We start from the raw sequence: 21,615 nt of genomic DNA, 5'->3' as shown, positions 1-21,615 counted from the left end.
TCATGACACCGCCGCGCGAGGCTGGCCGTGCATTCCGCGAATGTAGAAGTCTCGCTGATGCTCACTCGTGGCGACGTTGGGATGCAGCGCGGCCCGGACGGCGGGCGTTATCGTATAGACCGCATGTCGCTGCGCCCCGCGGTTCTCATGATCCACCAGGAAACCCTGATAGTGGCGTTCGATAAGACCCGCCCGCACCAGCTCGGACACGGCCCGGCTGATCGCCGTCATGCCCGTATCCCGAATGCGCTCGCTGACTTGCGCTTCCACGATCCGTTCAGCTTCAGCCGTGTCGGCCGGCAGCTCGCCCTTCGCGGCGAGCGCCGCCCGCACCTTGCCGGCGGTCGCGCGACGCTGATGGTACCGCGCCCCGCTCGGCGCGATCGCGGTCGCCAGCCATTCACGGATCGGTACCAGAGCCTCGCCATCGCGCACGAGCGGCCCGGCCTGCCCATTCGCCCGGGCGACCCGCGAAATAAGGTCGAGCACCATGAAGGTGTAGCGCGGACGCGCTGAATGTTCGGCGATCGTGCGGACGATATCGGGTATTCCGATTGTCCGGCGGGCGGGCGGAGGTGCGAAAAGGTCCTGCTGAAACATGGAACGAATCAAGCACAAAGTTAGACTCATGTGAATCCCCCAATTACTCACAAAGACGGTCATTTGGCGATTTTGCCACCAGTGTCACTTTACCGCTGGGCAAGGTAAAGTGACGTAGTTGTCATTGTTCGGCGCTTCCCTCTCTCACGCGCGGATGAAGCTGTGCTAGAGCGTGGCGATGGATCTGGACCAGTTTCGCTCCTCCGCTGCCTCCATAGCCGCGCCGGTCGCTCGCCCATTGTTCCGGCTCACAACGGATCTCGACCTGCCGCCGCTGCCCGGGCATGCGGCCGCATCCTCGCGCCACTCCATGGCGAACCTGCTGGAGGAACTCATCGACGCTGCGGGCTGCAATGAAATTCCAGCCCCCGCCCGCGCACCCGATCAGCCCTCTATCGTTGACCTGTTCGGAGCGTTGAAGACGGCCGCTGCCGGCTTCGAAGTGGCTCCCGGCGTGGGCCTTGCCGAACACTTCTGGACGCACCCGGTCGCTCTACATAATGGCGAGGCCGCCGCCTCCCTTCTGCGCACCGCACGCAACGGGCATTCCATACACGGTTTCGCCGTCCTCTATGCCACCGATGTCCGGCCGCCATTGCTCTATGGCCCCAATATGTCGCCGCTGCGTGTGACAGGAACGATCGGCACCGAAAGCGACATCGAGGGTCCTTACCTCGCGCTCGTTGCCTTCGAAGGCGAGCCGGACGGTCGCGCCGCAGCGATCGAAGCGTACGCAGCCCCGATCTTCCATGCTCGACGGTTCATCCTCGTTCGTTCGGAACTCGATCGGGATGTGCTCCGCGCTCTCGAGCATCTTCAAGCGGCGCTGGATGCCCACGGCGTCGAATGTGCGATCCACCGCGTCCGACCGGGTGCAGACGACGAACGAACCCTGATTGAATTGGTCATCTCGAACGCGGTAGGTGGCCGGCGCATGCGGCTGGCGATCGATGCGACGCGTGAGGCCACGCGGTGCCAGGCCGAGCGTACATCTCCCGGGTTCGTGGTAACGCACCGGAACTGGAGGGACGGCAGCTTCATCGCTTGGCTCGCGCAAACGGTAATAGCTGACGGTCGAACAATCCCCGCAATTGCATAACCAGGCCCATCGCGAGAGGCAGGCTCGCGTCACTATCCTCGCTACCCCATCGCGATGCGGTTCCGTCTCCGCCTGCAGCGGGTTCAATATCCGCTTTTTCGTGGAAGCCAGCGCGGTTCGATCAGAGGTACCGCCAACGTGCGATCAGGCTCTTGAATCGAACTTTGGCCTCACTAGCTCTGCAATACCGGACGCCATCCGGGTCCGGATGGACATAGAGGGCGTCGGCTCTCGCATACCGACGCTTCTCATGCCCAAATTGCTTCGTTGGAGGATTTGGAAATGAGAACCAACTTCGACTTTACGCCGTACAGGCGATCAACGGTCGGCTTTGACCGTCTTTTCAACCTGCTTGAGGCGGGAGCACGCGAGGACGACGGCTATCCGCTCTTCGATATTGTGAAGCTTGGCGATGACAGCTTCCGCATCACCTTGGCGATCGCAGGGTTCAGACCCGACGACATCGAGATCGTGGCGCAGCAGAACCAGCTCACCGTGACCGGCAAGCGCGCCGATGATGCGGACAAGGGAGAGTATCTCCACCGAGGCATCGCGTCTCGATCGTTCGAGCGACGCTTCCAGCTTGCCGACTTCATCGAGGTCGGAGCGGCGAGCTTCGAACATGGACTGCTCTCGATCGAACTCCGGCGTGTCGTTCCTGAAGCAATGAAGCCGCGCCGAATCGAAATCGGCGGCGGAGCCCCGGACGGTCGCCAAATCGGCGAGGCGAAGGAGAAGGCGAGCGAAGTTGCCTGATCCCGCCGCCGGCCTGCCGGCGCCGCTTTCGTCCCTCCCGCCAGCGGCGGCCGGCAGGTGCCGGCAGGTATCGACAGGATCCAGCCAGAAAGGAGATGCTTATCATGGCTTTTCGTGATCTCATTCCCTGGAGCCGGCAGGAAAACCGGCTGCCTGTCTCGGTCAGCGCCGAACAGGACCGGGACACTCATCCGCTGCAATCGCTTCACCGCGAGGTGAACCGTCTCTTCGACGACGTCTTGCGTGGCTTCAACATGCCCGCCTTTGCCGGGTTTGATCGGCGCGCCGGCTGGCCTCACCTAGAGCTCGGCGAGACGGACAAGGAAATCCGTGTAACGGCCGAACTTCCCGGCCTGGATGAGAAGAATGTGGAGGTGCTGGTCGAGGACGGCGCGCTCACTCTTCGCGGCGAGAAGAAGGCCGAGGTCGAGGACAAGGACCGCGGCTATTCTGAACGAAGCTATGGCCGCTTCGAACGTCGGATCAGCCTTCCGAACGGTGTCGAACACGACAGGGCGAGCGCAACGTTCAAGAACGGCGTCCTGACTGTGACAGTGCCACGCTCCGATAAGCCCGACGAGAGTGTGCGCCGAATTCCGATCAATGGCGGTGCGGCGTCATGAGATAGGCCGGGGGCGCTCTGCTCCCGGCCACCGGCGCTCCGAAGCTCCTGCCCCGGAATTTCAGGAAGCACCATGAGCCAATTTCTCGATTAGCGGGCGGAAACGGGTCTGGTTACCAGACCGTCACCTGGCTTCACGGTCCTGGCGGTGCGCTGCCAGGTCGAGGGCGGTGAGAACACGGTCGATCACTGCTGCTTTGCTCGCGGCCTTTGGAAGTTCGCGAACGGCGAATTGCTGCATCTTCGTCAGATCGTCTCTGGGAATGCTAATCTCGATCGGTAGCATGCCCAACCGTTCGGGATCGACACCCTGTGCGGCTCGGCCCGATGCAAGCAGATGATCGAGCAGCCGCTTACGATCGGCAAAAGTCCAGCGCAGCGCCTCGAGCTCCTGCGGACTGATGGATAGCAACGCGATCGCGAACTCCATGATATCGTCGAACGGCAGGCGCACGCGCGCACCATCCTTGCGGCCGCGTCGCATCCGCTTGAACACCCCTTGATTCACTGAATCGAAATCACGCCGTCGACGGCGTTCCATTCCGTAGGGCGTATCAGCCCTTCATGGGCTATGCGCACAGAATGGAGCGCCGCCTCGATCTCGCGACGCCAGTGGTCGAGAAAATCGAACAGCACGGGAAAGTCTGGAGCGAGATCATATTCCTGCCAGACGAATAGCTGGAGAAGCGAAGGCGCGTCCGGACGATAATAGTGGATTTCCGCAGTCGTCAGGCCATAGCCGCGCAGCTGCGCAATAAATCCCCGGTCGATCACGGCGACGGCTGCGGCCGCTCATGGCCCTGATCAAGCGTGTGCATCGCCGCAAGAATTTCGTCGACTGGGATGGGACGCCTTGCTCCAGGGGGCTTGCGCAAGCCAGGCTGGTTTCTGACCGCGGACCTGTCGGACGCCCAGGACGCCAGAATTGCGCGCTTCACTTCCGGTTCCAGGCTCGGATGCCGGGCAACTTCAAAGGGATGAAGAAAACGGGAAAATGGTTGCGACATTGCTGTGCCTCCTTTCCTTCTCGTCGCTCCATTGTTGTTCGTGGCGCCACGTCCACCGCTGCAAATCTTGGTGCGCGCGTGAGTCGCGTCAAGAGGGCATTCGCGATGACCAAGGCACTGAAATCAGGGCAATTGGCACTCACTCGCGCAGAGTGCCAATATTTTTCGTTGCACCCCTTGAACGGAAAAATCTCCTTTCCTAGCTTCGGAAAGCCTGTCGTTCAGATGAACGAGAGGGCCATCACATATTGTTTTGCATCCGGAGGTTATGCATGCATTTCCGCCCCTTGCACGACCGTGTGGTCGTCCGCCGCATTGAAGCCGAGGAAAAAACCTCGGGCGGCATCATCATCCCCGACACCGCCAAGGAAAAGCCGCAGGAAGGCGAAGTCGTCGCCGTCGGTCTCGGCGCGCGCGATGACAACGGCAATCTCATCGAACTCGCCGTGAAAGCCGGCGACCGGGTCCTTTTCGGCAAATGGTCGGGGACCGAGGTCAAGATCGACGGCGAGGACCTGCTCATCATGAAGGAAAGCGACATCCTCGGCGTGATCGACAATGTCGTCCCGCTCAAGCAGGCGGCCTAGCAGGACCGCCATTCCTCAAGCATTCAGGAAGGAACAAGGAAAGGAGTTAAGCCAAGATGGCTGCCAAGGAAGTGAAATTTGCGTCGGACGCGCGTGATCGCATGCTGCGCGGCGTGGATACGCTTGCGAATGCAGTAAAGGTCACGCTCGGTCCCAAGGGCCGCAATGTCGTGATCGAGAAGAGCTTCGGCGCTCCGCGCATTACCAAGGACGGCGTCACCGTCGCCAAGGAGATCGAGCTCAAGGACAAGTTCGAGAACATGGGCGCGCAGATGCTGCGCGAAGTGGCCTCGAAGCAGAACGACAAGGCGGGTGACGGAACCACCACGGCCACTGTGCTCGCCCAGTCGATCGTGCGCGAGGGCTCGAAGGCGGTGGCCGCCGGCATGAACCCGATGGACCTGAAGCGCGGCATCGATCTGGCGGTCGGCGCCGTGGTCCAGGATCTCGCTGCGCATGCCAAGAAGGTCAGCGCCAACAGCGAGATCGCCCAGGTCGCCACCATATCGGCCAATGGCGATGCTGAAGTCGGCCGCATTCTCGCTGAAGCCATGGAGAAGGTCGGCAATGAGGGCGTCATCACAGTCGAGGAGGCGAAGAGCCTCGCGACCGAGCTCGAAACGGTCGAGGGCATGCAGTTCGATCGCGGCTATCTCTCGCCCTATTTCGTGACCAACGCCGAGAAGCTCAAGGTCGAGCTCGAGGACCCCTATATTCTCATCCACGAGAAGAAGCTGTCCAACCTGCAGGCCCTCATTCCGCTGCTGGAGCAGGTGGTTCAGTCGGGCCGGCCGCTTCTCATTATCGCCGAGGACGTCGAAGGCGAGGCGCTGGCCACGCTCGTCGTCAACAAGCTCCGCGGTGGGCTCAAGGTCGCGGCCGTCAAGGCGCCTGGCTTCGGCGATCGCCGCAAAGCGATGCTCGAGGATATCGCAATCCTCACCGCCGGCAATGTGGTCAGCGAGGAACTCGGCACGAAGCTGGAAAACGTAACGCTGGGGATGCTCGGCCGCGCCAAGAAGATCATCATCGACAAGGACAACACCACCGTCGTCGATGGCGCAGGCGCACGCTCGGACATCGATGCCCGGGTCGCGCAGATCCGTGCTCAGATCGAGACCACGACCAGCGACTATGACCGCGAAAAGCTGCAGGAGCGCGTAGCCAAGCTAGCAGGCGGCGTCGCGGTCATTCGCGTCGGCGGTGCGACCGAAGTCGAGGTCAAGGAAAAGAAGGATCGTGTCGATGACGCGCTCCACGCCACTCGCGCCGCGGTCGAGGAAGGCATCCTGCCGGGCGGCGGCATCGCTCTGCTCCGCGCGCTGAAGGCACTCGACGGTCTCAAGGCGGCCAACGACGACCAGCAGTCCGGCATCGACATCGTCAGGCGGGCTCTGCGCTCGCCGGCGCGGCAGATCGCCGACAATGCGGGCGAGGACGGCGCCTTCATCGTGGGCAAGCTTCTGGAAAGCAGCGACTACAACTGGGGCTTCAACGCCGCCACCGGCGAATATGAAGACCTGGTGAAGTCGGGCGTCATCGATCCGGCCAAGGTCGTGCGTACCGCCCTCCAGGACGCCGCCTCGGTCGCCTCGCTGCTCATCACTACCGAGGCGCTCGTGGCCGAGCTTCCAAAGGAAGATAAGGCCGCGCCGATGCCGGCGATGGATTACTGACCTCCTGGGCGGGAGGGCATGGCCTTCCCGCCCTTGCTCGCACATCTCTCGAATGCAAGCGGGCCTGCTACATCGACTATCTCCCATTTCTGACCGGACCGGAATCAGGGTAGCTTCGGTCGAGAAATTTCGTAGGATGGTGCTGGCAGGAGATCAGAATGCACGAGTTTATCGACAGTTCGGACGACGTGCTCGCCCTCGCAGTCTCAGGCAAGATCACCGGCTCGGATCTTGACGCGATCATGACCCGATTGGACAGCGCGATGGCGCGACACGAAAAGGTGCATATGTTCGTTGAGACGCGGACGATCGACGGCATCGAATTGTCGGGCTTGCCCGCTTACACCGCCCGGGCAATGCCCCTCTTCGGGAAGCTCAACCGCTTCGGACGCGTTGCCATCGTTGCAGATCAGGCCTGGATTCGCTTGGCCAGCCGCCTTGAAAGCGCAATTCTCCCGTTCATCAGCTACCGCGTGTTCGAGCCCGATCAGCGCGCCGAGGCACTCGCCTGGGTTGACCCTGCGAAGACGCAAAGCGGGGCCTGAACACGAGCTGCAGCACTGAGATCGGCCGCTTGGTCCACGATCCCTGCTATCTTGACGCGGGGCGATCAAGCACCGGACATCCCCTCGCAGCCTCGCGATGGATCGCGGCAACCATGGCATTTTGGCGGTCGCTTCTCTCCCGCTGAAAGCGGTCAACCGCCGCTTGCCGCGCCCGAGCCTCATCAACTGTGAGATCCGTCTTTCCCAGATCCGGCAATTCGCTTCCGGCTTTCGCGCTCTGCGCGCGATACCATTGAACGAATTCCTGGGTGAGCTCGGGCGAAAACGCCCCGCCGTGCCGCTCGGCATAAGCAGCCTCCGCTTCGATCGCAGAGGCCATATCCCGGAGTTTCATCGCCGCCGCCTGTGCCTTGGCGGCGCACTCCCGTGGTGGCAGCGCACTCTCCTTTGCCGTCGCAAGGCCACCTTGGGCCAGGAGGGCGCTACCGGCAATGACAACTGCCATCCATTTCATCTCGAACCCCCTCCGCGCAACCTTGCGTTTGACCATTCCTAATCGGGCAAAGCGGCGCGCCGTATGGCCGTTCGGACAGTGCCGCCCCTTGTGAACAAAGATTGAACATGCTAGTGAACTTCCTGGGAGTTCACCATGCGAACCGTGAAATTCGACATCGAAACCTATAATAGGACCAAGGCTTCGGGCACGCCGGTCTGCACGCATGTTGACGAGGAATATTGCGAAATAGGGACGGCTGTCGATCACGATGGCAATCCTACGCTCGGCGGTCGCATCGGCTATGCATTGGCCTATCTGCTCATGGCTGGCTGCGTCGGCTATTTCGTCCTGTTCGTCTAAAGCTCCTCATTCTCGCAGCTTGGGATCATGGAAGAAGCCATGGTCCCTGCCCCGGTTTACCTCGCTTTGAACATCGACCGCGCCTTGGATGCGTTGACCGCGCATGGATTGGGCAGCCTCACGCGTCAGGTCGATATCCGCCCTGCCCTCTTCGATTATGTCCGCTGCCGTCGATGACTGGCCGCCTCCGGGACCGGCCGGCACTCCGGCTAGCCCGCGAGGCTGGTAGGCCGCCCGAACGTCGGCAGCGCTATCGACGGAGGGATGGTGCACATCGACGAGATCGGGCGCATGGAGCCTGCCCTCGATCTCGGACCGGATCGACGCCTGCTTTTCGTCCATCCAGCGCGTGATCATCTCCTGCCGAACCGCTCGCTGCTGATCGGTCAAGTCGGTCGCCCAGAGCTCCGGCGCGTCGAGCCCCGGATTTGCGACCTGCTGGTGGCGATACCATTGGGCGAGATCCTGACTCAGGTTCTCGCTCAATTGCATTCCATGCGTCTCCGCATAGCTCGCGTCGCGCGAGAGCTGCTGCGACAGCTCATCGAGCCGTCGCGCGGTTTCCGAATAGGATTTCGCCAGAGCCAGGGAATCTTCGGTGCTGACCGACGACGAATCCGTCCTTGAGCCACGGGCGAAGACACCGCTCCGAGCATAGGTGCCTTCCGACGTCGAAGCGCCGCTACCGTTCGCATGCTCGTCACGAACCCCGCTTGACGAGGTGTTGCCGCTCTCACTGCTCCGAGAATCGTCCGTCGTCCAATTCATGGTGTCCATCTGGCTACCCGACTTGGACACATTGATTCCGAGCCCCGGCAGCCCGCGCCCACCCGAGCCTCCGTTGCCGCCACCGCGGCGGCCGCCAAGGCCGGCCGAAAGTGCTCCACCGATCTGATCGGATATCTGCGCTTGGCGATCGTGCCGCCCCGAAACGCGCTCGCTTTGCGAAATCGTCGATCGCTCTTCCAGGCCCTGGGTACTGCTGCCCGTGCGCCGATCGAACTGCTCTACAGAGGCATTCGCCTGATTGCCGCTGCTCGATTCCCAACCCCGCGTATGCTCGGTTGAGCTTCCGAACGTGCTGCGGTTCGCATGGGTCGCGGTCAGAATCTCGTTGGCGGCATTCTCATAGGCACGCGCCTGGCGATGCGCCTCGCTGGCCATTTCGCGCCATTCAGCGACCGATCCCGATGTCATCGTCGGCGTGAACCCAAGGCGCGAGATGGCCGCGGATGTATCATATACCTCCTGGCCGTTGCCGAACCCCGTCACCATGGCGCCATTGTCCTGACGCCACCCGAAGCTGGCGCCGCCGCCCATATAGGTGGGCGCCGTCGACCATTGATCGGCCTGCCGCATGTTCGACGTGGCATTCGCCCAGCTCACGTTGCCATACGAATAGTTGCCGGTCGTCTGTTCCAGCGCCGCCGCTTCCGCAGCGTTCTGCGCCGGCGCGAGCATGGACATGGAATGCCCGGCAATCGACATCGCGCCGCGCGCGAGGCCTGCCGCGAGAAAGGGCACGCTCATAAGCATGAAGCCAGCGATCGTGGCGGTCTCGCCATTCACCGCCCCGATCCCCGCATAGCTTGCGAGCGTAACGCCGCCTTCCGCGACGCCTGTCGCTGCCGACGTCGCCCGCGTCATGCAGATCATGTGAAGGATGACGTAAAGCGGCCCCCATGCGGCGAGATAGAAGAACCCTGTCACATAGCCCTTCAGCGTCGAGACGCCCGTCTGAGGCATCAGGAAGAGCGGGAAAACGACCGGGAACATGGCGAAGAAGACCACCGTCAGCACGATGTTCAAAATCGGAACCCATGCCATCGCCTGCTGAGCGATCGAATTATAGGTGTTGCGCGCCTGAATGTCGGCACGGGTCTGCGCGAAGGTGTCGATCTCTGCGGCGCCCGTCCCGCCGGACATCGAATTTCGGGCCTGCATGAAAGCATTGATTGCTGTGTTCTGGCGCATCACCTCAGCAAAGTTGTTGCTCGTGCCCGTGAAGGCCGCACTGACGATGGGAACGTCGTGTTTGAGCTTGTCCGCCGCCAGAGCGTTGCTGAGCTTGGGATAGACCTCCTTGCCCCAAAGAGGCGCGTTGGCCTCGATCATTGGACCCCATTGCGCGTCGAGCGCCTGGTACGCCTGCCGGCAAGTGATGATGAAGCTGTTAACCGTTCCGTCACCTTGTCGCTCAAGCCATTGCTGCGATCGGGCTTCCGAGCCCGGCCCGACCGCAGCCCAGAGATCGGGCGCCTTCGCAAGATTGGTCAGCGACTTCTGATAAAGCATCACATCGCCGAACAGGCAGTTCTTGAAATGGTTTTCGAGGTTGGTCGAGAACTCCGCATCGCGAATGATGAAGTTGCGCGTCGCATCGAACAGTCGCGCGCCATACACCATGCCGTTCGTCGAGTAGTTGAGCTCGCTCGGCATGACGAAGACGGTCTCGGCCGTCCGCGTCAGCCAATCGCCCACCTGTGTCGTGAAGCTCGCAAGCACCCCCAATCCCATCGGTACATTGTCGACCGTCGATGGCGTCAGGCCCGGGTTGATGCGATCCGTTACCTTGATGTCCACCGTCGGGACCATCAGGCAAAGATAAATGGCCGTCGCTTGCAGGAACCAGTTCAGCCACGCCTTATAGTTGAGCGTGAAGGCCACCACGAGCAGCGAATAGATGAGGCCCATGACCATGACGACGCGGATGAGCGAGCGATAGCCACCGCCTCCCGACCACGCCGCGACTGCGTTGAAGATGTTTACGAGATACTCGCCGCCACCAACCGTGAAGACCTCAAGCATCGGTCTGCCCCCGCGCCTAGTTCAGACCCTGTGCGTTGAGGCCGCGCGAAAAGTTCAGCGCGGCCGCCATACCGGGCGTCATGGAATTCTGGAGCGTCGATTCCAGCATAATGCTTCGGTTGATGATCTGCATCGTCACCTGGAGCTTGTTGTTCAGCCGGACGTCCCGTTGGCTGAATTTCGCCCGGGTAGACGCGATTTGCTGTTTCCACTGCGTCGCGGTCTCTTGATCGAAGGTCTGATAATGAACCTTCGCCTGCTCGACCCGGTCGAGCATATTGTCGAGCATCGCCGAAAGCAGGTCGACGGCGACGATCTCGGACAGCGTCTCGATCTCGCCTTCCGTCAACGCATAATGCGCATAGGCCTGAACTCCCAGGATCTTATAGATCGGAACCGTGGCGAGGTTGAGGAGCTGCTTCTCGGCGGCGTCCAGCGGAGTATCGGAGCGGATCTTGTCGCTCATCGACCTGATCATCGTGGCGATCCGCGGCCGCAGCGCGGACGAAGCGGGGACGGAGAGCGTCTGCTCCCCCACATCGTAGCAATTCTCGTCGTTGCACTTCAGTATCTTGACGGGCGGCGCGTCGGCCGTGCCATCGAGCAACGCAGTGACGACCGCTTCTTCGGCAGGTCCGAACATCACGACCTTCCCGCCCACGCTCGGATCGGTCGACGGCGTGGTCACGACCGTTCCCACCAGCGTCATGATATATTCGGAGAATGTCTTGTCGAATGCGCCGAACTTCGCCGATTTCTTAAGGGCCTCCCATGTGTAGTTATGCGGTTCTCCGACCAGCTGGTCTTTCATCGACGCGTCTGTGTTTCCCGCGATGGTCGAATCCCGCCTGTTGCCGTTGTTGCAACCCTGGCGGGCTGCCGCCCAGTCCGAGAATACGCCCTGGCTGTTGCCGACGGCTTCGCAGATCGTCGCGCGCGTGGTCTCCATCTGCGGCCAGATTCCGCCGACCAGCGCCTGCGCCGTCTCGCAGCTCGAGATGTTCATCTGATTGAGGAGCTGCGCCTTCTGGCTGAACTCGTCCATCACCTTGCCGATCTCCGGCGAAACAGAATCGATGGCGAGCTTGAAGGCAAAGCCGAGCGCATTGTTGGCGGTCGCCTTCAGCATCGCGATGATCTCGCTGGCATTGATGAAGGAGAAGCTCCCACTGAAGAGGTCGATACCTCCACATCCCGCACGCGCGCTCGGAAGCTGAAGATTGAACGGCTGGACGCTTTTCTGCGGGAAGCGGGTCCAGACATTACCCAGCGAGTAATAGCCCGCCGATTGACCCTGAAACGCCGATGGGCCGGTGACGTTCGCCGCGCCGCCCACGTCCGAAAAGAAGCTGTTCATCTCGGAGGCGACGTCGGCCCGGGCGGTCCCGGTGCACGCGAGATTGGCCATAGCCAATATTCCCGCCCAGGCAGCGGACGAGCGAAGCACACGGCCGATCAAGCCGCGACGGCGAACCTGTTCCATCAGAAGTCGCTCCCCACCTTGGTGTTCGTCAGCGCGAAAATGCGATCCATGATCTCGTCGGCGCTGAGAATCCCATATCCCACCGGAATCGTGCGTTTGGTGACGGTGTCGAACAGTACGAGCGCCGGCGTCTCGTTACCCGGGACGCCCATGCGCGCGCGCTGGCCCGCATCGACGACATAATTTGGAAAATCGCGGCTCGGCCCGCCGTCCATCGAAACCGCCATCACCGCCATGCCGTGACTGTCGGCCACCGATCGCAGGATCGGTGAAAACAGGTCGCATGCGCCGCAGCTCTGCGCATAAAAGTAGAAGAGCCCGTAGCGTTGGCTAAGGTTCGCCATAACCGCATCGCGATCGGCGCGCCGGTTATCGAGCCAGGCTCGCTTGCCCACCGTCGAAACAGGCCGCTGCAGCGTGTAGTCGAGATCGGGGTTCTGCCACAGCGCGCGCTGCCAGGTGTCTGAGAAGGTCGAAGCACGGTCGAGCTGCTCGCGCTGAAATCGGACGTAAGCGATGACATTTTCCTCGGTCGGATCGAGGATCGCCCGTGCCTTGAGCTCGTCGAGCTGGCGGGTGATGGCGGACATGCGCTCGACCGCGCTCGACGGGACCGGGACGGCTTGCTTCTCCGGCTCCGTCGCTCGCGGCTTGCTGCAATAGAACCATTGACCGAGCCTGCGTTCTGCACAGTAAAAGTCATCGCCGGCATCGGCCCGCTCGACGCCATCCGACGCTCCATCGCGCGGCTGGGCCGCCGCGGGAACAGCCAGGCCAGCGAGCGAAAGCGCCAGAAGCGGCGCCGCCATGATTGGATGCATGGACAAACTTCCTTTCTGATAGATGCTCTCACCCACGAGCCTCATGCGCGGGAGGGAACGGGAAAGGTCGGCCGCGGCGGAGACGTCCGTAGGCGCCGCGCCGGTCGATTCCACCGAAACGCTGCGCATCGCGTCCTTGACCATGCTATTTGCCGTGCAGGTCATAGTACCCCTGAATTTTCAGCTGGATCTGGGTCATCGTCTCGACTTCGTCCGGAAGCCGCGCGGCATCGACGAACTCGGCATAGACCTCGGTGAAATCCATGAGGGAAAGGTCGAGCCTGGCGAATTCCTCGATCGTAAAGCCAAGGCACTGCTCCTTCTTGGGAGCGCCCCAGGGCTTGCTGAGCTGAATTCGTCCCTGCTCCTGCAGGATGCGGCTGAGCTTGCTTTCAAAGCAGCAATAGGCCGTTCGCCGGGTCTTGCAGATTCCGAGAAAGCTCGACGAACAGTAAGTGCCGACCTTGTGGCAGAAGCCCATACGATCCTTGATGTCGAGCTTCATCTCGTCCTGAGAGCATGCGAAGAGCGCGAGGAACGGCGTGGCGAGGGCCGCGATCGCGCCTGGGCCGCCGGCAAGCGCGGCTGCGCCCGCGCCCACGCTCAACAAGCCGGACACCTTGCCGGCACAGCAGTTGATCAGCCCGAATACCGGCTTGTGGCAGGTCTCTCGCGTGCCCTGGAAAACCGTGAAGTTGTTCTCGTCGAACTCCTTGCCGGCCTGGTCGATGGAGTGAAGAGCGACCAGCGCATCCTTGAACTCGGTCGACGCCTCGCGCACGATCGGCTCGCAGTCGCCATTGATGCAATAGACGTCGTCTCCGCAGATATATTGCGGTGCATCGGTCACCGCGCTGCCGGGTGTCGGGCAGCGGTAGACCCGCTCCTCAACCTTGCAGGCGCCATCCCGCTCCTCGTCGAGGCATTCGGTGCGCAGAAAGGAGCAGCTTCCGTTCGCTTCTAGATCGCCGCAATCGTTTGCCGGCGTGAAGCGATGACACACATAGTCGCGTTTCCACGCCCAGCAGGCTTGCGTCACCGGAACGCCGTCGATGATCCGCGTTTCAGGTCCTTCCGTGCAAACATCCCCGCCAGGCTGCAACGAACACATCTCATCGCCGGCAAGACTGCCGCAGCTGTCGACCCTTCTTGTTACGACAGTGCTCGTGCTGCCCTTTGCATGCCACGACGCCCCGGTGAGCGGGCTGACGCTGAGCGCGACCGGCAAATCCGCCGTGCATTCATATTCCGTCGCATAATAATCATCGCAATATTTGTTGTCAGGCCAGGGCCAGCCATAGTCGCGATGGGCAGCGCAGGCCTGTTTCCGAACGCCTGTCGGCTTGCAGACTCCTGAGGAAATATGAGGGGCAATGGCGGCATAGCGCGCGAACGGGGTTCCATATGCGCTGTCGGGCACCACATAGTATTTGTAGCTATCGACGGTTTGCACCTCGGGCACCATGCGGATGGTGCAGGTCTCGGGCCTGTCCTCGACCTTGGTGCCGCTGTTGCAGGTCGCCTCGTAATAGCCCTCAGATCCTGAGCCCGGCGGGAGCGGGACGCACGAGCCGGAGCTGCCCCCCATGCTCTCCCCGGCGAGGTAGGCCGATGGATCATTCTCGACGGTCGTGGCGCGAGCGGTTGTCTCGAGGATCTCGGAATTGCTGAACGTCGGCCGTGTCCGGTCCGCGTCCGTGGTGATGCGATACTGCTCGTTCGACGCCTTTGTCGCCGCGGCTTCCGCTTCCATTCTTTCCGGATCGTCGAAATAGGCGCCTTGCGGCAGCGCCGTGCCGCCATAGCCCGGCACCGCTTCCGCGCGGGCATTGTCGGTCGGCACCAGCGTCGTATCCTGCCGTTTCTCATTGGCGAGCGAGCGCCCTTCCTGGCGGGCCTCCTCGACCGACATCTGGGCAGAAGCGGGGGAGGCGGCGGCAAGACCCGCGATAAGCAGCATCAGCGAGAAGCGGACGCTCACGGCAACGCTCTCCTTAGATTGGAGAGACCCACCGCCGCCACGCGCGCGCCCGGACCGTTGCCCTCGGCGAACGACGACAGCGCATATTCGACGGTCACATTGCCGATCATCCGGTCGTGAGGCGGGACCTTGGTTCGGCATGAAAAGCCGGCGCAAAGGTCGAAATCCGATGAGACCGCGACGTAGGTCGGCACCGCCTGTACGTCGAAGGCGCGGAACAGTCTCGGGTCGATGCCGATGTTGGCGAAATCGTCCTCCCGGTCGACGATCTTGCCCAGAGCCTGCGAGAACTCCTTCATCGAATTGTTCGGAAAGCCGCGGAAAACGACGACGCCCCCTGCCCTCGCCGTGTCCTCGATAAGCTGGCGAAGCGCCTTGGGGGGCATCGAGAGGCTGGCGAACGCGATGAGCTGCGGCGCCTCCCCGCCGCCGACTTTGGCGTTCGTCGCAGCACCCTGCACGATTTCATCGAAGTCGACAGCCCCTGCAGGTCCTTTCGGCAGATCCGTCGCCGCGACGCGCCGCATGTTTTCCATGCCGCTGTCACGAACGGTAACCGCCTCTTCCCGAAACGCGTCACCGCGGTCCTTGATCTGATCGACGAACGCCTCGGCATCCGCCTGAAGGTCCGCCGATCGCTTCTTGATGGCCTGAACATCGATGCCATCGACGGTCTGGGCCAGGAGAGCGGTCATGCTGGCGGCTGCGACGAGGCCAACGGCGCCCAAGATGAGAAGTCGCATCGCTCCCTCCTTCACAGCACGCAGCAGTTGCGCTTGCGCCAGACCAGATAGCCCATGTCCTCGCCCCCCGCGGGATAGGCACGACCGGCATCCGGCGGCATTGTCGAAGCTCCGATCGCCGAGCAGGCGAAGCGCCCGCTCACCGTCGGAATCGGATTGGTCATCTGAAACCGGTACTGCTGTTTGCGCATGACTGGCATGAGGTACTTCTTGCACAGCCCTTCCGAGCCCATCGTGCCCCAGGCGAGCGCCTGCCGGTGCATCTTGTAGGCAAAGCGCGACAATGCGAGCCGCGAGGACTGGACATGGCCGATCGACGCCGGGATGTTCCCGTTCAGGGGATACATGGACCCCTGACAACCTGCGCACCAGAATAGCTGGTCGAGCGGCAGGTTCACCGTGCCGGCGACGCAGTCGCCCGCACAGGCTGCCTTGGCGAGCGGATTTGCGAAAATGATCGCTTCGGGGTTGATGAGCGCCGCAAGCGAGTCATCCTGCCAGAGCGGATCGACCTCGGTCATATAGGCGATGTCGAAGCTCGCCTGCTCGAAGCAGACGAAATCCGTAAGGATCTCCATCCAGTAGAGCAGCGGATAGACATACCAATGCACATGCCATTTGGCCGTGCTCTGCGACCTGCCGCCGACCATCGAAGGGCCGGCCAGATAGCCCTGACCGATATCGAAGCCCGGAGCGATGCGCACTCCGCCAAGATTGGGAAAACACCAGGGCTTCATGGTGACGTCCGCCAGGCGGGCAGGCTCCCAGAAGCCCACGGAAATGCCGATGCGCGGTAGAGGATCTGCACAGGCGCATATGGGAGACGCCGGGTTCTTCGTGTCGGGTCGGCCGCTCGGCCAGATCTTCAATCCGCCCACCGACAGCGGAAACAGGCATGACCAGCAGACGTCGGTAATCGGGTTGACGAACTTCCCATTGCAGGTGGGACCGGCAGCCTCGGCGCGTGGCGCCAGCATGATGGCGAACAGGACGACGAGAAACGTGCCGAAAATCGGTCGAAGTCCGCGCATCATTCTCTCTCCGCCAGTTGATCGAGATACGCCGCGTCGGCGCGCCGCTTCGCCCGAAGGTAAAGGACCGTGACCACGAGCGCTGTGGCGAGCAGCACGGCGATCAAACAGGGCGCGGCTCGGCCGATGCGACCGCGCAGCTGGTCGAGAAGAGTCACTGCGCCGGCCAGGGTGACGCAGAGAGCGAGCCAGGACAGGCGCATGGTCCTTAGCCTCGCCGTCTCGGGCGCCGCCATCGGCGTTCGGAGCATGTCGAGCCACAGCGCCATCAGCCGGACTTCCCTGGCTTCAGCACGATCTCGGAAACGCGCATCGTCCTGCCGTTTTGGCTGACCACCGCAGGCGTATGCTCGATCCCGAACGTTGCAGTGAGCTTGCCTTCCTGGTCGAAATAGAAGCGCCGCTTCTTCGCCGTCATCGCATCGATCGGCGAACCGTTGACGAAGATGATCTTGGCCTTGAGATCCGTATAGCGCGAGGTCGCCCACGCGAGTTGCGTCGCATCGTCGCCGTCGACGAAGACGAGGTCCTGCTTTATCTCGACGAAATCGAGCGGATTGATGCGATGACCGGCACCCGCAATCAGATTACCCTTCTGGTCCCGAATGTCGCGCTCGATCGCGATGGTCGGATCATAATCCCAGCTTCGCGCCATGCGCGCCGGAGTGATCCCGTCGACAGGCTTGGGCCGGCGAACTCTCTGTTCGACCCTTCTGGCAAACTGCTCGTTCATGCGGGCAAGCTCGCCGCTGCCCTCCGCCCGCCGCAGCCGCGCCTCGATCGTCGCCAGCAGATCCGGCTCGATGATGGGAAAGACCTGGCCGACATGGCCATAATCCCTGGCTTCGCCAGGGATAGGGCCGATGAGGAGCATGGCCGCCGCGAATGAAGCGATGCCGGCACCGCTTGTCAGAACAGCTTTCACAGGATCGGCTCCCCGGTTCCGATGACTTGCCGGCCGCAAACAAAGCCGATCTCGGCATAGCGACTGTCGAAGCCGTCCTTGTGCGGCGTCGCCGCGAAATAGCAGCCTGGGGGCACGACCCCCGTCGCACCGGGCACAAGGCGTTCGCCCGCCTTGGTGAAGGGCTTCATGCGAACAGTCGGAACGCCGTTGATCGTTACCGTCATGCCGTCATGCGCGATCACGTCTCCCGCGACAGCATAGACCTTCTTTCCAAACATCCTTGGCCTGGCGCCAAAATGGCGGCGCAACAGCGCGCTCGCCGGCGGATCGAAAAATATGAACTCTCCCTTGGCAGGCAGGCGGCCCCGCTCGATGAGGAAGGCCCAGTTCGGCAGGGAGTCCGTCGTATTGACGAGGAAAAGGTGGTCGTCGCTCCAATCTGCCAGCCCTGTCAGGGCAACGCTTCCGCCGACGAAGGCGCCAAGCAGAAGCCAAAGCTTCGGGTTCGGTCGCCAGCCCCGCTTCGCCGCGTCATTGACCGCCGCTGCCATCGGGACCTCCAAAGGTTGAAACGGTGGCAGCCGGCGGCTCGTACTGGGGCGCTGACGCGGCCGGCGCCCCGGGCATCATAGGCGCCGGTGCCATGGGATCCGGGTATCCGACCGGCGCCGCGGGCTGCGCCGTCATGGGCTGCTGCGGCTGTGCCGCGAGCATGGCCTGCTGCTCGAGCTGCTGAAGCTCCAGAGCCGATGCTTGCTTCGGCCGAGCAACGCCGGATGCATAGACCGCCTCCTTCAGCTTGTCGGTGATGTCGGGGACATTCTTCGTGAGAACGGCTTCCCCGACGAGCACGATCTCACCGCCCGAGCTTCGCCGCTCGAGCTCCTTGTCCAGCGATGCCATGAACTTGCGCATCTCCGCCTCGACTTGCGCCGGCGGAGAGGTGGAGCGCGCTTGTGCCTGGACATACTCGCCGACGATCGAGGACAGCCGCGCGGAAACGATCCGCTCCTGCTTGGGCGTGATCAGCGCCTTTGTGACCCACATCCCCCATATCAGGACACCAATGACCAGAAGGCCCGCGACGATCTGAACGGACGAGAAGCCCGCGAAAATTGCGCGCTTCGCTGCGGCCGCCGGTTGGGGCGCAGGGGACGGCAGGTCGAGCTCGGTCTGTTCAGCCATGATCAGCTTTTCCTTCGGGCAGGGCCGCAGGCACGATCTTCTCGCGGCGCAGAACGATCAGTCCGGCGGCAATCAGGAGATGTGCGGCGATGAAGATGTTCTTGAATGACGCGATGCGGTCAGGAGACGCGGCGACGTAGCGGGCCGTCAAATTGTTGAGCTGGTGCATGAGCCCATCGAGCGAGAAACCCCCGAGCGCCACGAAGAAGAGCGCGAACAGCCCCCAGGTCAGCAAGAGCGTCGATGCCGTGAAGCCGATCAAGTGCAGATAGAAATGGAGCAAGCTCCGCAGGGCGGGCTGTCGCCCGACCGCGATGTCCGCGCCATTCCTCCTGTGCGCTGCGGCATCCATGGCCTACTCCGCCGCCTCGGCAACGTCGACTTGCTCGTGCGACGCCCACTTTTCCGGATTGCCGGGGAAGGCGACCCGTTCGATCGCCTCATCCATGCTTAGCCCTCGCGCGACCAGCGCCTCGATCGCCGCGTAGATAGCCGGGCTCGACGAATAGACGGTGGCCGAGAACGGATCGAGCACCAGCCTGCCGACGGCCAGGGTCTCGGGGCCCTTGATAAGGATGTCGGAATATTCGCGGCCGTTGATCTTCAAGGACCGCAGCAGCGCGTCGGTATAGTCGTCCATCTCAAAGCGGTCGTGCTTCTTGAAGTCCGCGATTGTCTCGGGCTTCTGCTGGAGAATGACGAACCAGTCGGAGTTCTCCAGCGCCGCGACGGACCCGGCCGACTTATAGTAATCGTTCAGGGACTGCGTCGCCGTCACCAGCGCCGCGCCATATTTCCGGCAGGTGCGAGCATAGGTCTCGATGAAATCGGCCATCGCACCGCCGCGCAGCATCTGCCACGCTTCATCCAGAAGCAGCGCCTTCGGGACCGAACGATCGACTTTGCGCATCATCTGCTGCGACATGAACATGATCGCGGTCAGCACGACGCTGCGCAGTTCCTCGCGGGATGAAAGGTCGGAGAGCTCGAACACCGTGAGCTGCGCCGACAGTTCGAACGATACCTCGCCCTGGAAAAATCGCCCGTACGTCCCTGCCGACGAAAAGGGGCGCATGGCGATGCCAAGATCCATGGCAAGGCCATTTCCGGTGGCTTCGAGCGCAGCGATCACGTCGTCGATCGAGCCCTGGCGTCCCTTTTCGCTCCAGACGCTGTTAACGGCCCCGTCGATGAGGCCACGCTCGGTATCGTTCAGCCGGTCGATGTGGCGCGACATCTGGTTCACGATGGCTTTGAGCATCGCCATGCAGTCGAGCAGGTAATCCTCGTCGCTGCGGGCCAGCTCCTCATCGATCATGCTGAAGGGGTTGAGGCAGAAGCCGGACGACATCGTAAATTCGACGAACGCGCCGCCCTGGAGCTTGGCGGAGTGCTCGAAGGAGCGACCGTCGTCGATCACGACGACGCGCGCGCCGGCACCGCAAAGGGAGGCACAGAGCTCCTGCAGCGTCACGGATTTGCCCGACCCCGATTTGCCGAAGACGGCGACATTGTGGTTGCCCGCCGCATTCTCGAACGGACTCCAGAAGAAGGGTTGTCCACGCCGACCGATGAGCATGAGATGCGGCACCTGGCCGCCGAGATACTCGCCCTGGATCGGGGCCAGGTTCGCCGCCGTTGTCGTGAGCAATGTGCGCATCCGCTTCATGCGCTCGAGGTCGCGTGCAAGCCCGTTCGCCATTGTCATGGGCATGGCGCACAAAAGGCCCATCACCTGCAGGTACCGATCGTCGAGCAGGTCCCAGCCCGCTGCGCGATAAACCGATTTGAGCACGCGTTCGTTGGCGTCCCCCCTGCCCTTCGGCGAGAAGGAGGTCACGCTGAAGAAGACACGCACCAGCTTGCGCCCCTGGCGCAGCTCGTCGTTGACGTAACGCCATTCCTGGCTTTGCTCGCGCAGCTGCGGCAGGAAGCGCGCCGACTTGGAGTCCGCAAGGCTCGTGGTGCGCATGAACTTGAAGCTCGCCTTGTTCGACGATGCCAGCGGATCGGGGAACTCGACGCACAGATTTGTCGCGACCGGACATGGCATCCTGAGCTTGTCGGTGAACATGTCGCCAATGAGCCGGGCGACATCCCACGGCGCCCAGCGGCTCGGCAGGTTCCGGACCGAGAATGAGCGAACGTCGAAGACGTCCGGCAGAATCTCACCGATCTCGGGCGCCTCGTCCACCGTCGCCCCGGTTGGCCGAAATCGCTCGGTTCTGAGCAGCATGCGATCGGGCTCGATGTGAAGCTCCACATCCCGGCGCACCGCCTGGTCCGCAATCGGATCGAGCGGATTGTAGTTGACGACGTCCTCCCCCGCCGCAGTGGTCGGCGAGGTTATGTCGTCGATCCACCCGATGAGGTCGGTCGGATCCATCTTGCGGGCCGGCACATTGATCGATGCGAGGGCCGAGATCAGACCGTCCATCACCGCCACGATTTCCTCGACAGACACGCTCGAGGATTCCGGGGTCGAGTAGGAGATCGCCACACGGTGGTTCCGCAGCGAGAATGGCGCATCCGCGGAGAGCGAGCGCCACACCCCGTCGGTCAGGAAGTCGATGCGGTGCTTCGCCATGCGCTCGTAGACGCCGCGAGCCGAGTAGCGCGGAAGATACCAGCGCGAGAGACGCTCGGACACGCGCGGACTCATCCACTGGTGGAATTGCAGGCATCCCGGCGCGGGGATCGCTTCGGAAAGGAACTGGGTGAGGATCTCCCCTGTCCGTTCGTCTGCACCGATCAAGGGAGCTGCCTCGATCACAAAGCCCCGCGACGCGCTGTTGTAGAACACGCCCGTCTTTGCGTCGAAGCTGCGATAAGGGAGCCAGTCGGCCAGCATGGGCACGCCAAGCTCCGGCCGATCCGCATCGGGACGCTGGCTGTCGCCGAGGATCCCTGAAAGAAGGCTCTCGAAGAAGCCGCCCTTCCCCGCCAT

Annotated in this window: 24 protein-coding genes; 7 read left to right on the top strand and 17 right to left on the bottom strand. The window is 62.5% G+C overall.

The genetic code is table 11. The features are described from left to right. Positions 1–600 (bottom strand): hypothetical protein, encoded by a 600-nt coding sequence (locus B5X82_RS24060; protein WP_020818480.1) that lies wholly within the window; start codon positions 598–600, stop codon positions 1–3. A gap of 178 nt (positions 601–778) precedes the next feature. On the opposite strand from B5X82_RS24060, the gene B5X82_RS24055 reads away from it, so the two are divergent. From B5X82_RS24055 to B5X82_RS24045, 3 genes are all read left to right on the top strand, one after another. After that, entirely contained in the window at positions 779–1,699 is a 921-nt protein-coding gene (locus B5X82_RS24055; RefSeq protein WP_020818481.1) for a hypothetical protein, read from the top strand. 282 nt (positions 1,700–1,981) lie between these two features. Further along, positions 1,982–2,455 (top strand): Hsp20 family protein, encoded by a 474-nt coding sequence (locus tag B5X82_RS24050; protein ID WP_020818482.1) that lies wholly within the window; start codon positions 1,982–1,984, stop codon positions 2,453–2,455. Between the two features lie 104 nt (positions 2,456–2,559). Next, entirely contained in the window at positions 2,560–3,078 is a 519-nt protein-coding gene (locus tag B5X82_RS24045; RefSeq protein ID WP_025160432.1) for an Hsp20/alpha crystallin family protein, read from the top strand. 123 nt (positions 3,079–3,201) lie between these two features. Here B5X82_RS24045 and B5X82_RS24040 read toward each other — a convergent pair whose 3' ends face one another. From B5X82_RS24040 to B5X82_RS27145, 3 genes are read right to left on the bottom strand one after another with little or no spacing between them, the layout of a single operon-like run. Then, positions 3,202–3,573 (bottom strand): hypothetical protein, encoded by a 372-nt coding sequence (locus tag B5X82_RS24040; RefSeq protein WP_223308157.1) that lies wholly within the window; start codon positions 3,571–3,573, stop codon positions 3,202–3,204. An 8-nt stretch (positions 3,574–3,581) separates the two neighbouring features. Next, positions 3,582–3,851: an usg protein gene (locus B5X82_RS24035; protein ID WP_020818485.1), complete on the bottom strand. Its 270-nt coding sequence runs from the start codon at positions 3,849–3,851 to the stop codon at positions 3,582–3,584. After that, positions 3,848–4,084 (bottom strand): hypothetical protein, encoded by a 237-nt coding sequence (locus B5X82_RS27145; protein WP_021224284.1) that lies wholly within the window; start codon positions 4,082–4,084, stop codon positions 3,848–3,850. Before B5X82_RS27145 ends, B5X82_RS24035 begins: the two co-directional genes overlap by 4 nt. A 272-nt stretch (positions 4,085–4,356) precedes the next feature. On the opposite strand from B5X82_RS27145, the gene groES reads away from it, so the two are divergent. The 3 genes from groES (at position 4,357) to B5X82_RS24015 (ending at position 6,892) form a co-directional block, all read left to right on the top strand. Next, positions 4,357–4,671 (top strand): co-chaperone GroES, encoded by a 315-nt coding sequence (groES, locus tag B5X82_RS24025; RefSeq protein WP_020818486.1) that lies wholly within the window; start codon positions 4,357–4,359, stop codon positions 4,669–4,671. Positions 4,672–4,727: 56 nt separating this feature from the next. Further along, complete coding sequence (groL, locus tag B5X82_RS24020; protein ID WP_020818487.1) at positions 4,728–6,347, top strand: chaperonin GroEL; 1,620 nt, start codon at positions 4,728–4,730, stop codon at positions 6,345–6,347. A 158-nt stretch (positions 6,348–6,505) separates the two neighbouring features. Continuing rightward, positions 6,506–6,892: a SpoIIAA family protein gene (locus B5X82_RS24015; protein ID WP_020818488.1), complete on the top strand. Its 387-nt coding sequence runs from the start codon at positions 6,506–6,508 to the stop codon at positions 6,890–6,892. A gap of 46 nt (positions 6,893–6,938) precedes the next feature. Here the strand turns inward: B5X82_RS24015 and B5X82_RS24010 are convergent, their stop codons facing one another. Then, the gene (locus tag B5X82_RS24010; RefSeq protein ID WP_125445839.1) at positions 6,939–7,367 is read right to left on the bottom strand and encodes a hypothetical protein; all 429 of its coding nucleotides are present in this window, start codon (positions 7,365–7,367) and stop codon (positions 6,939–6,941) included. A gap of 135 nt (positions 7,368–7,502) precedes the next feature. Here B5X82_RS24010 and B5X82_RS24005 point away from each other — a divergent pair, with 135 nt between their 5' ends. Further along, positions 7,503–7,709: a hypothetical protein gene (locus tag B5X82_RS24005; RefSeq protein WP_020818490.1), complete on the top strand. Its 207-nt coding sequence runs from the start codon at positions 7,503–7,505 to the stop codon at positions 7,707–7,709. Positions 7,710–7,715: 6 nt separating this feature from the next. Here B5X82_RS24005 and B5X82_RS24000 read toward each other — a convergent pair whose 3' ends face one another. The 12 genes from B5X82_RS24000 to traC all read right to left on the bottom strand — a co-directional run bounded on the left by B5X82_RS24000 (position 7,716) and on the right by traC (position 21,615). Continuing rightward, positions 7,716–10,517 carry a conjugal transfer protein TraG N-terminal domain-containing protein gene (locus tag B5X82_RS24000; protein ID WP_020818491.1) on the bottom strand — a complete coding sequence of 934 codons (2,802 nt, stop codon included), beginning with the start codon at positions 10,515–10,517 and terminating at the stop codon, positions 7,716–7,718. A 16-nt stretch (positions 10,518–10,533) separates the two neighbouring features. Then, positions 10,534–12,000, bottom strand: a complete 1,467-nt coding sequence (locus tag B5X82_RS23995) for a conjugal transfer protein TraH (RefSeq protein ID WP_020818492.1) — start codon at positions 11,998–12,000, stop codon at positions 10,534–10,536. Next, positions 12,000–12,821: a conjugal transfer protein TraF gene (locus tag B5X82_RS23990; protein WP_025160430.1), complete on the bottom strand. Its 822-nt coding sequence runs from the start codon at positions 12,819–12,821 to the stop codon at positions 12,000–12,002. The genes B5X82_RS23995 and B5X82_RS23990 overlap by 1 nt, the downstream gene beginning before the upstream one ends. Positions 12,822–12,966: 145 nt before the next feature. Then, on the bottom strand, positions 12,967–14,781 hold the full coding sequence (locus tag B5X82_RS23985) for a conjugal transfer protein TraN (protein WP_029986356.1): 1,815 nt from the start codon (positions 14,779–14,781) through the stop codon (positions 12,967–12,969). A 17-nt stretch (positions 14,782–14,798) separates the two neighbouring features. Beyond that, positions 14,799–15,545 (bottom strand): type-F conjugative transfer system pilin assembly protein TrbC, encoded by a 747-nt coding sequence (gene trbC / locus B5X82_RS23980; protein ID WP_020818495.1) that lies wholly within the window; start codon positions 15,543–15,545, stop codon positions 14,799–14,801. An 11-nt stretch (positions 15,546–15,556) separates the two neighbouring features. Then, complete coding sequence (gene traU, locus B5X82_RS23975; protein ID WP_020818496.1) at positions 15,557–16,579, bottom strand: conjugal transfer pilus assembly protein TraU; 1,023 nt, start codon at positions 16,577–16,579, stop codon at positions 15,557–15,559. Beyond that, positions 16,576–16,845: a hypothetical protein gene (locus B5X82_RS23970; protein ID WP_020818497.1), complete on the bottom strand. Its 270-nt coding sequence runs from the start codon at positions 16,843–16,845 to the stop codon at positions 16,576–16,578. Before B5X82_RS23970 ends, traU begins: the two co-directional genes overlap by 4 nt. Then, entirely contained in the window at positions 16,845–17,450 is a 606-nt protein-coding gene (gene traW, locus B5X82_RS23965; protein ID WP_021223066.1) for a type-F conjugative transfer system protein TraW, read from the bottom strand. The genes B5X82_RS23970 and traW overlap by 1 nt, the downstream gene beginning before the upstream one ends. A gap of 47 nt (positions 17,451–17,497) precedes the next feature. Further along, the gene (locus B5X82_RS23960) at positions 17,498–18,034 is read right to left on the bottom strand and encodes a S26 family signal peptidase (RefSeq protein WP_020818499.1); all 537 of its coding nucleotides are present in this window, start codon (positions 18,032–18,034) and stop codon (positions 17,498–17,500) included. Next, positions 18,015–18,668: a type-F conjugative transfer system protein TrbI gene (locus B5X82_RS23955; protein WP_020818500.1), complete on the bottom strand. Its 654-nt coding sequence runs from the start codon at positions 18,666–18,668 to the stop codon at positions 18,015–18,017. The genes B5X82_RS23960 and B5X82_RS23955 overlap by 20 nt, the downstream gene beginning before the upstream one ends. Further along, positions 18,661–19,020 (bottom strand): hypothetical protein, encoded by a 360-nt coding sequence (locus tag B5X82_RS23950; RefSeq protein ID WP_020818501.1) that lies wholly within the window; start codon positions 19,018–19,020, stop codon positions 18,661–18,663. The genes B5X82_RS23955 and B5X82_RS23950 overlap by 8 nt, the downstream gene beginning before the upstream one ends. Positions 19,021–19,023: 3 nt before the next feature. Continuing rightward, positions 19,024–21,615, bottom strand: a complete 2,592-nt coding sequence (gene traC / locus B5X82_RS23945) for a type IV secretion system protein TraC (protein WP_020818502.1) — start codon at positions 21,613–21,615, stop codon at positions 19,024–19,026.

It is taken from the genome of Rhizorhabdus histidinilytica (assembly GCF_900167915.1).
Classification (GTDB): domain Bacteria; phylum Pseudomonadota; class Alphaproteobacteria; order Sphingomonadales; family Sphingomonadaceae; genus Rhizorhabdus; species Rhizorhabdus histidinilytica.
Note: the sequence above shows the minus strand (reverse complement) of the source record. Positions and strands in the feature narration are given on the sequence as shown.

Coding starts and splice junctions, on each gene's coding strand:
- B5X82_RS24060 (WP_020818480.1), bottom strand. CDS start 600: ATGTTTCAGCAGGACCTTTTCGCACCTCCGCCCGCCCGCCGGACAATC.
- B5X82_RS24055 (WP_020818481.1), top strand. CDS start 779: ATGGATCTGGACCAGTTTCGCTCCTCCGCTGCCTCCATAGCCGCGCCG.
- B5X82_RS24050 (WP_020818482.1), top strand. CDS start 1,982: ATGAGAACCAACTTCGACTTTACGCCGTACAGGCGATCAACGGTCGGC.
- B5X82_RS24045 (WP_025160432.1), top strand. CDS start 2,560: ATGGCTTTTCGTGATCTCATTCCCTGGAGCCGGCAGGAAAACCGGCTG.
- B5X82_RS27145 (WP_021224284.1), bottom strand. CDS start 4,084: ATGTCGCAACCATTTTCCCGTTTTCTTCATCCCTTTGAAGTTGCCCGG.
- groES (WP_020818486.1), top strand. CDS start 4,357: ATGCATTTCCGCCCCTTGCACGACCGTGTGGTCGTCCGCCGCATTGAA.
- groL (WP_020818487.1), top strand. CDS start 4,728: ATGGCTGCCAAGGAAGTGAAATTTGCGTCGGACGCGCGTGATCGCATG.
- B5X82_RS24015 (WP_020818488.1), top strand. CDS start 6,506: ATGCACGAGTTTATCGACAGTTCGGACGACGTGCTCGCCCTCGCAGTC.
- B5X82_RS24010 (WP_125445839.1), bottom strand. CDS start 7,367: ATGAAATGGATGGCAGTTGTCATTGCCGGTAGCGCCCTCCTGGCCCAA.
- B5X82_RS24005 (WP_020818490.1), top strand. CDS start 7,503: ATGCGAACCGTGAAATTCGACATCGAAACCTATAATAGGACCAAGGCT.
- B5X82_RS24000 (WP_020818491.1), bottom strand. CDS start 10,517: ATGCTTGAGGTCTTCACGGTTGGTGGCGGCGAGTATCTCGTAAACATC.
- B5X82_RS23995 (WP_020818492.1), bottom strand. CDS start 12,000: ATGGAACAGGTTCGCCGTCGCGGCTTGATCGGCCGTGTGCTTCGCTCG.
- B5X82_RS23990 (WP_025160430.1), bottom strand. CDS start 12,821: ATGCATCCAATCATGGCGGCGCCGCTTCTGGCGCTTTCGCTCGCTGGC.
- B5X82_RS23985 (WP_029986356.1), bottom strand. CDS start 14,781: ATGCTGCTTATCGCGGGTCTTGCCGCCGCCTCCCCCGCTTCTGCCCAG.
- trbC (WP_020818495.1), bottom strand. CDS start 15,545: ATGCGACTTCTCATCTTGGGCGCCGTTGGCCTCGTCGCAGCCGCCAGC.
- traU (WP_020818496.1), bottom strand. CDS start 16,579: ATGATGCGCGGACTTCGACCGATTTTCGGCACGTTTCTCGTCGTCCTG.
- B5X82_RS23970 (WP_020818497.1), bottom strand. CDS start 16,845: ATGGCGCTGTGGCTCGACATGCTCCGAACGCCGATGGCGGCGCCCGAG.
- traW (WP_021223066.1), bottom strand. CDS start 17,450: ATGCTCCTCATCGGCCCTATCCCTGGCGAAGCCAGGGATTATGGCCAT.
- B5X82_RS23960 (WP_020818499.1), bottom strand. CDS start 18,034: ATGGCAGCGGCGGTCAATGACGCGGCGAAGCGGGGCTGGCGACCGAAC.
- B5X82_RS23955 (WP_020818500.1), bottom strand. CDS start 18,668: ATGGCTGAACAGACCGAGCTCGACCTGCCGTCCCCTGCGCCCCAACCG.
- B5X82_RS23950 (WP_020818501.1), bottom strand. CDS start 19,020: ATGGATGCCGCAGCGCACAGGAGGAATGGCGCGGACATCGCGGTCGGG.
- traC (WP_020818502.1), bottom strand. CDS start 21,615: ATGGCGGGGAAGGGCGGCTTCTTCGAGAGCCTTCTTTCAGGGATCCTC.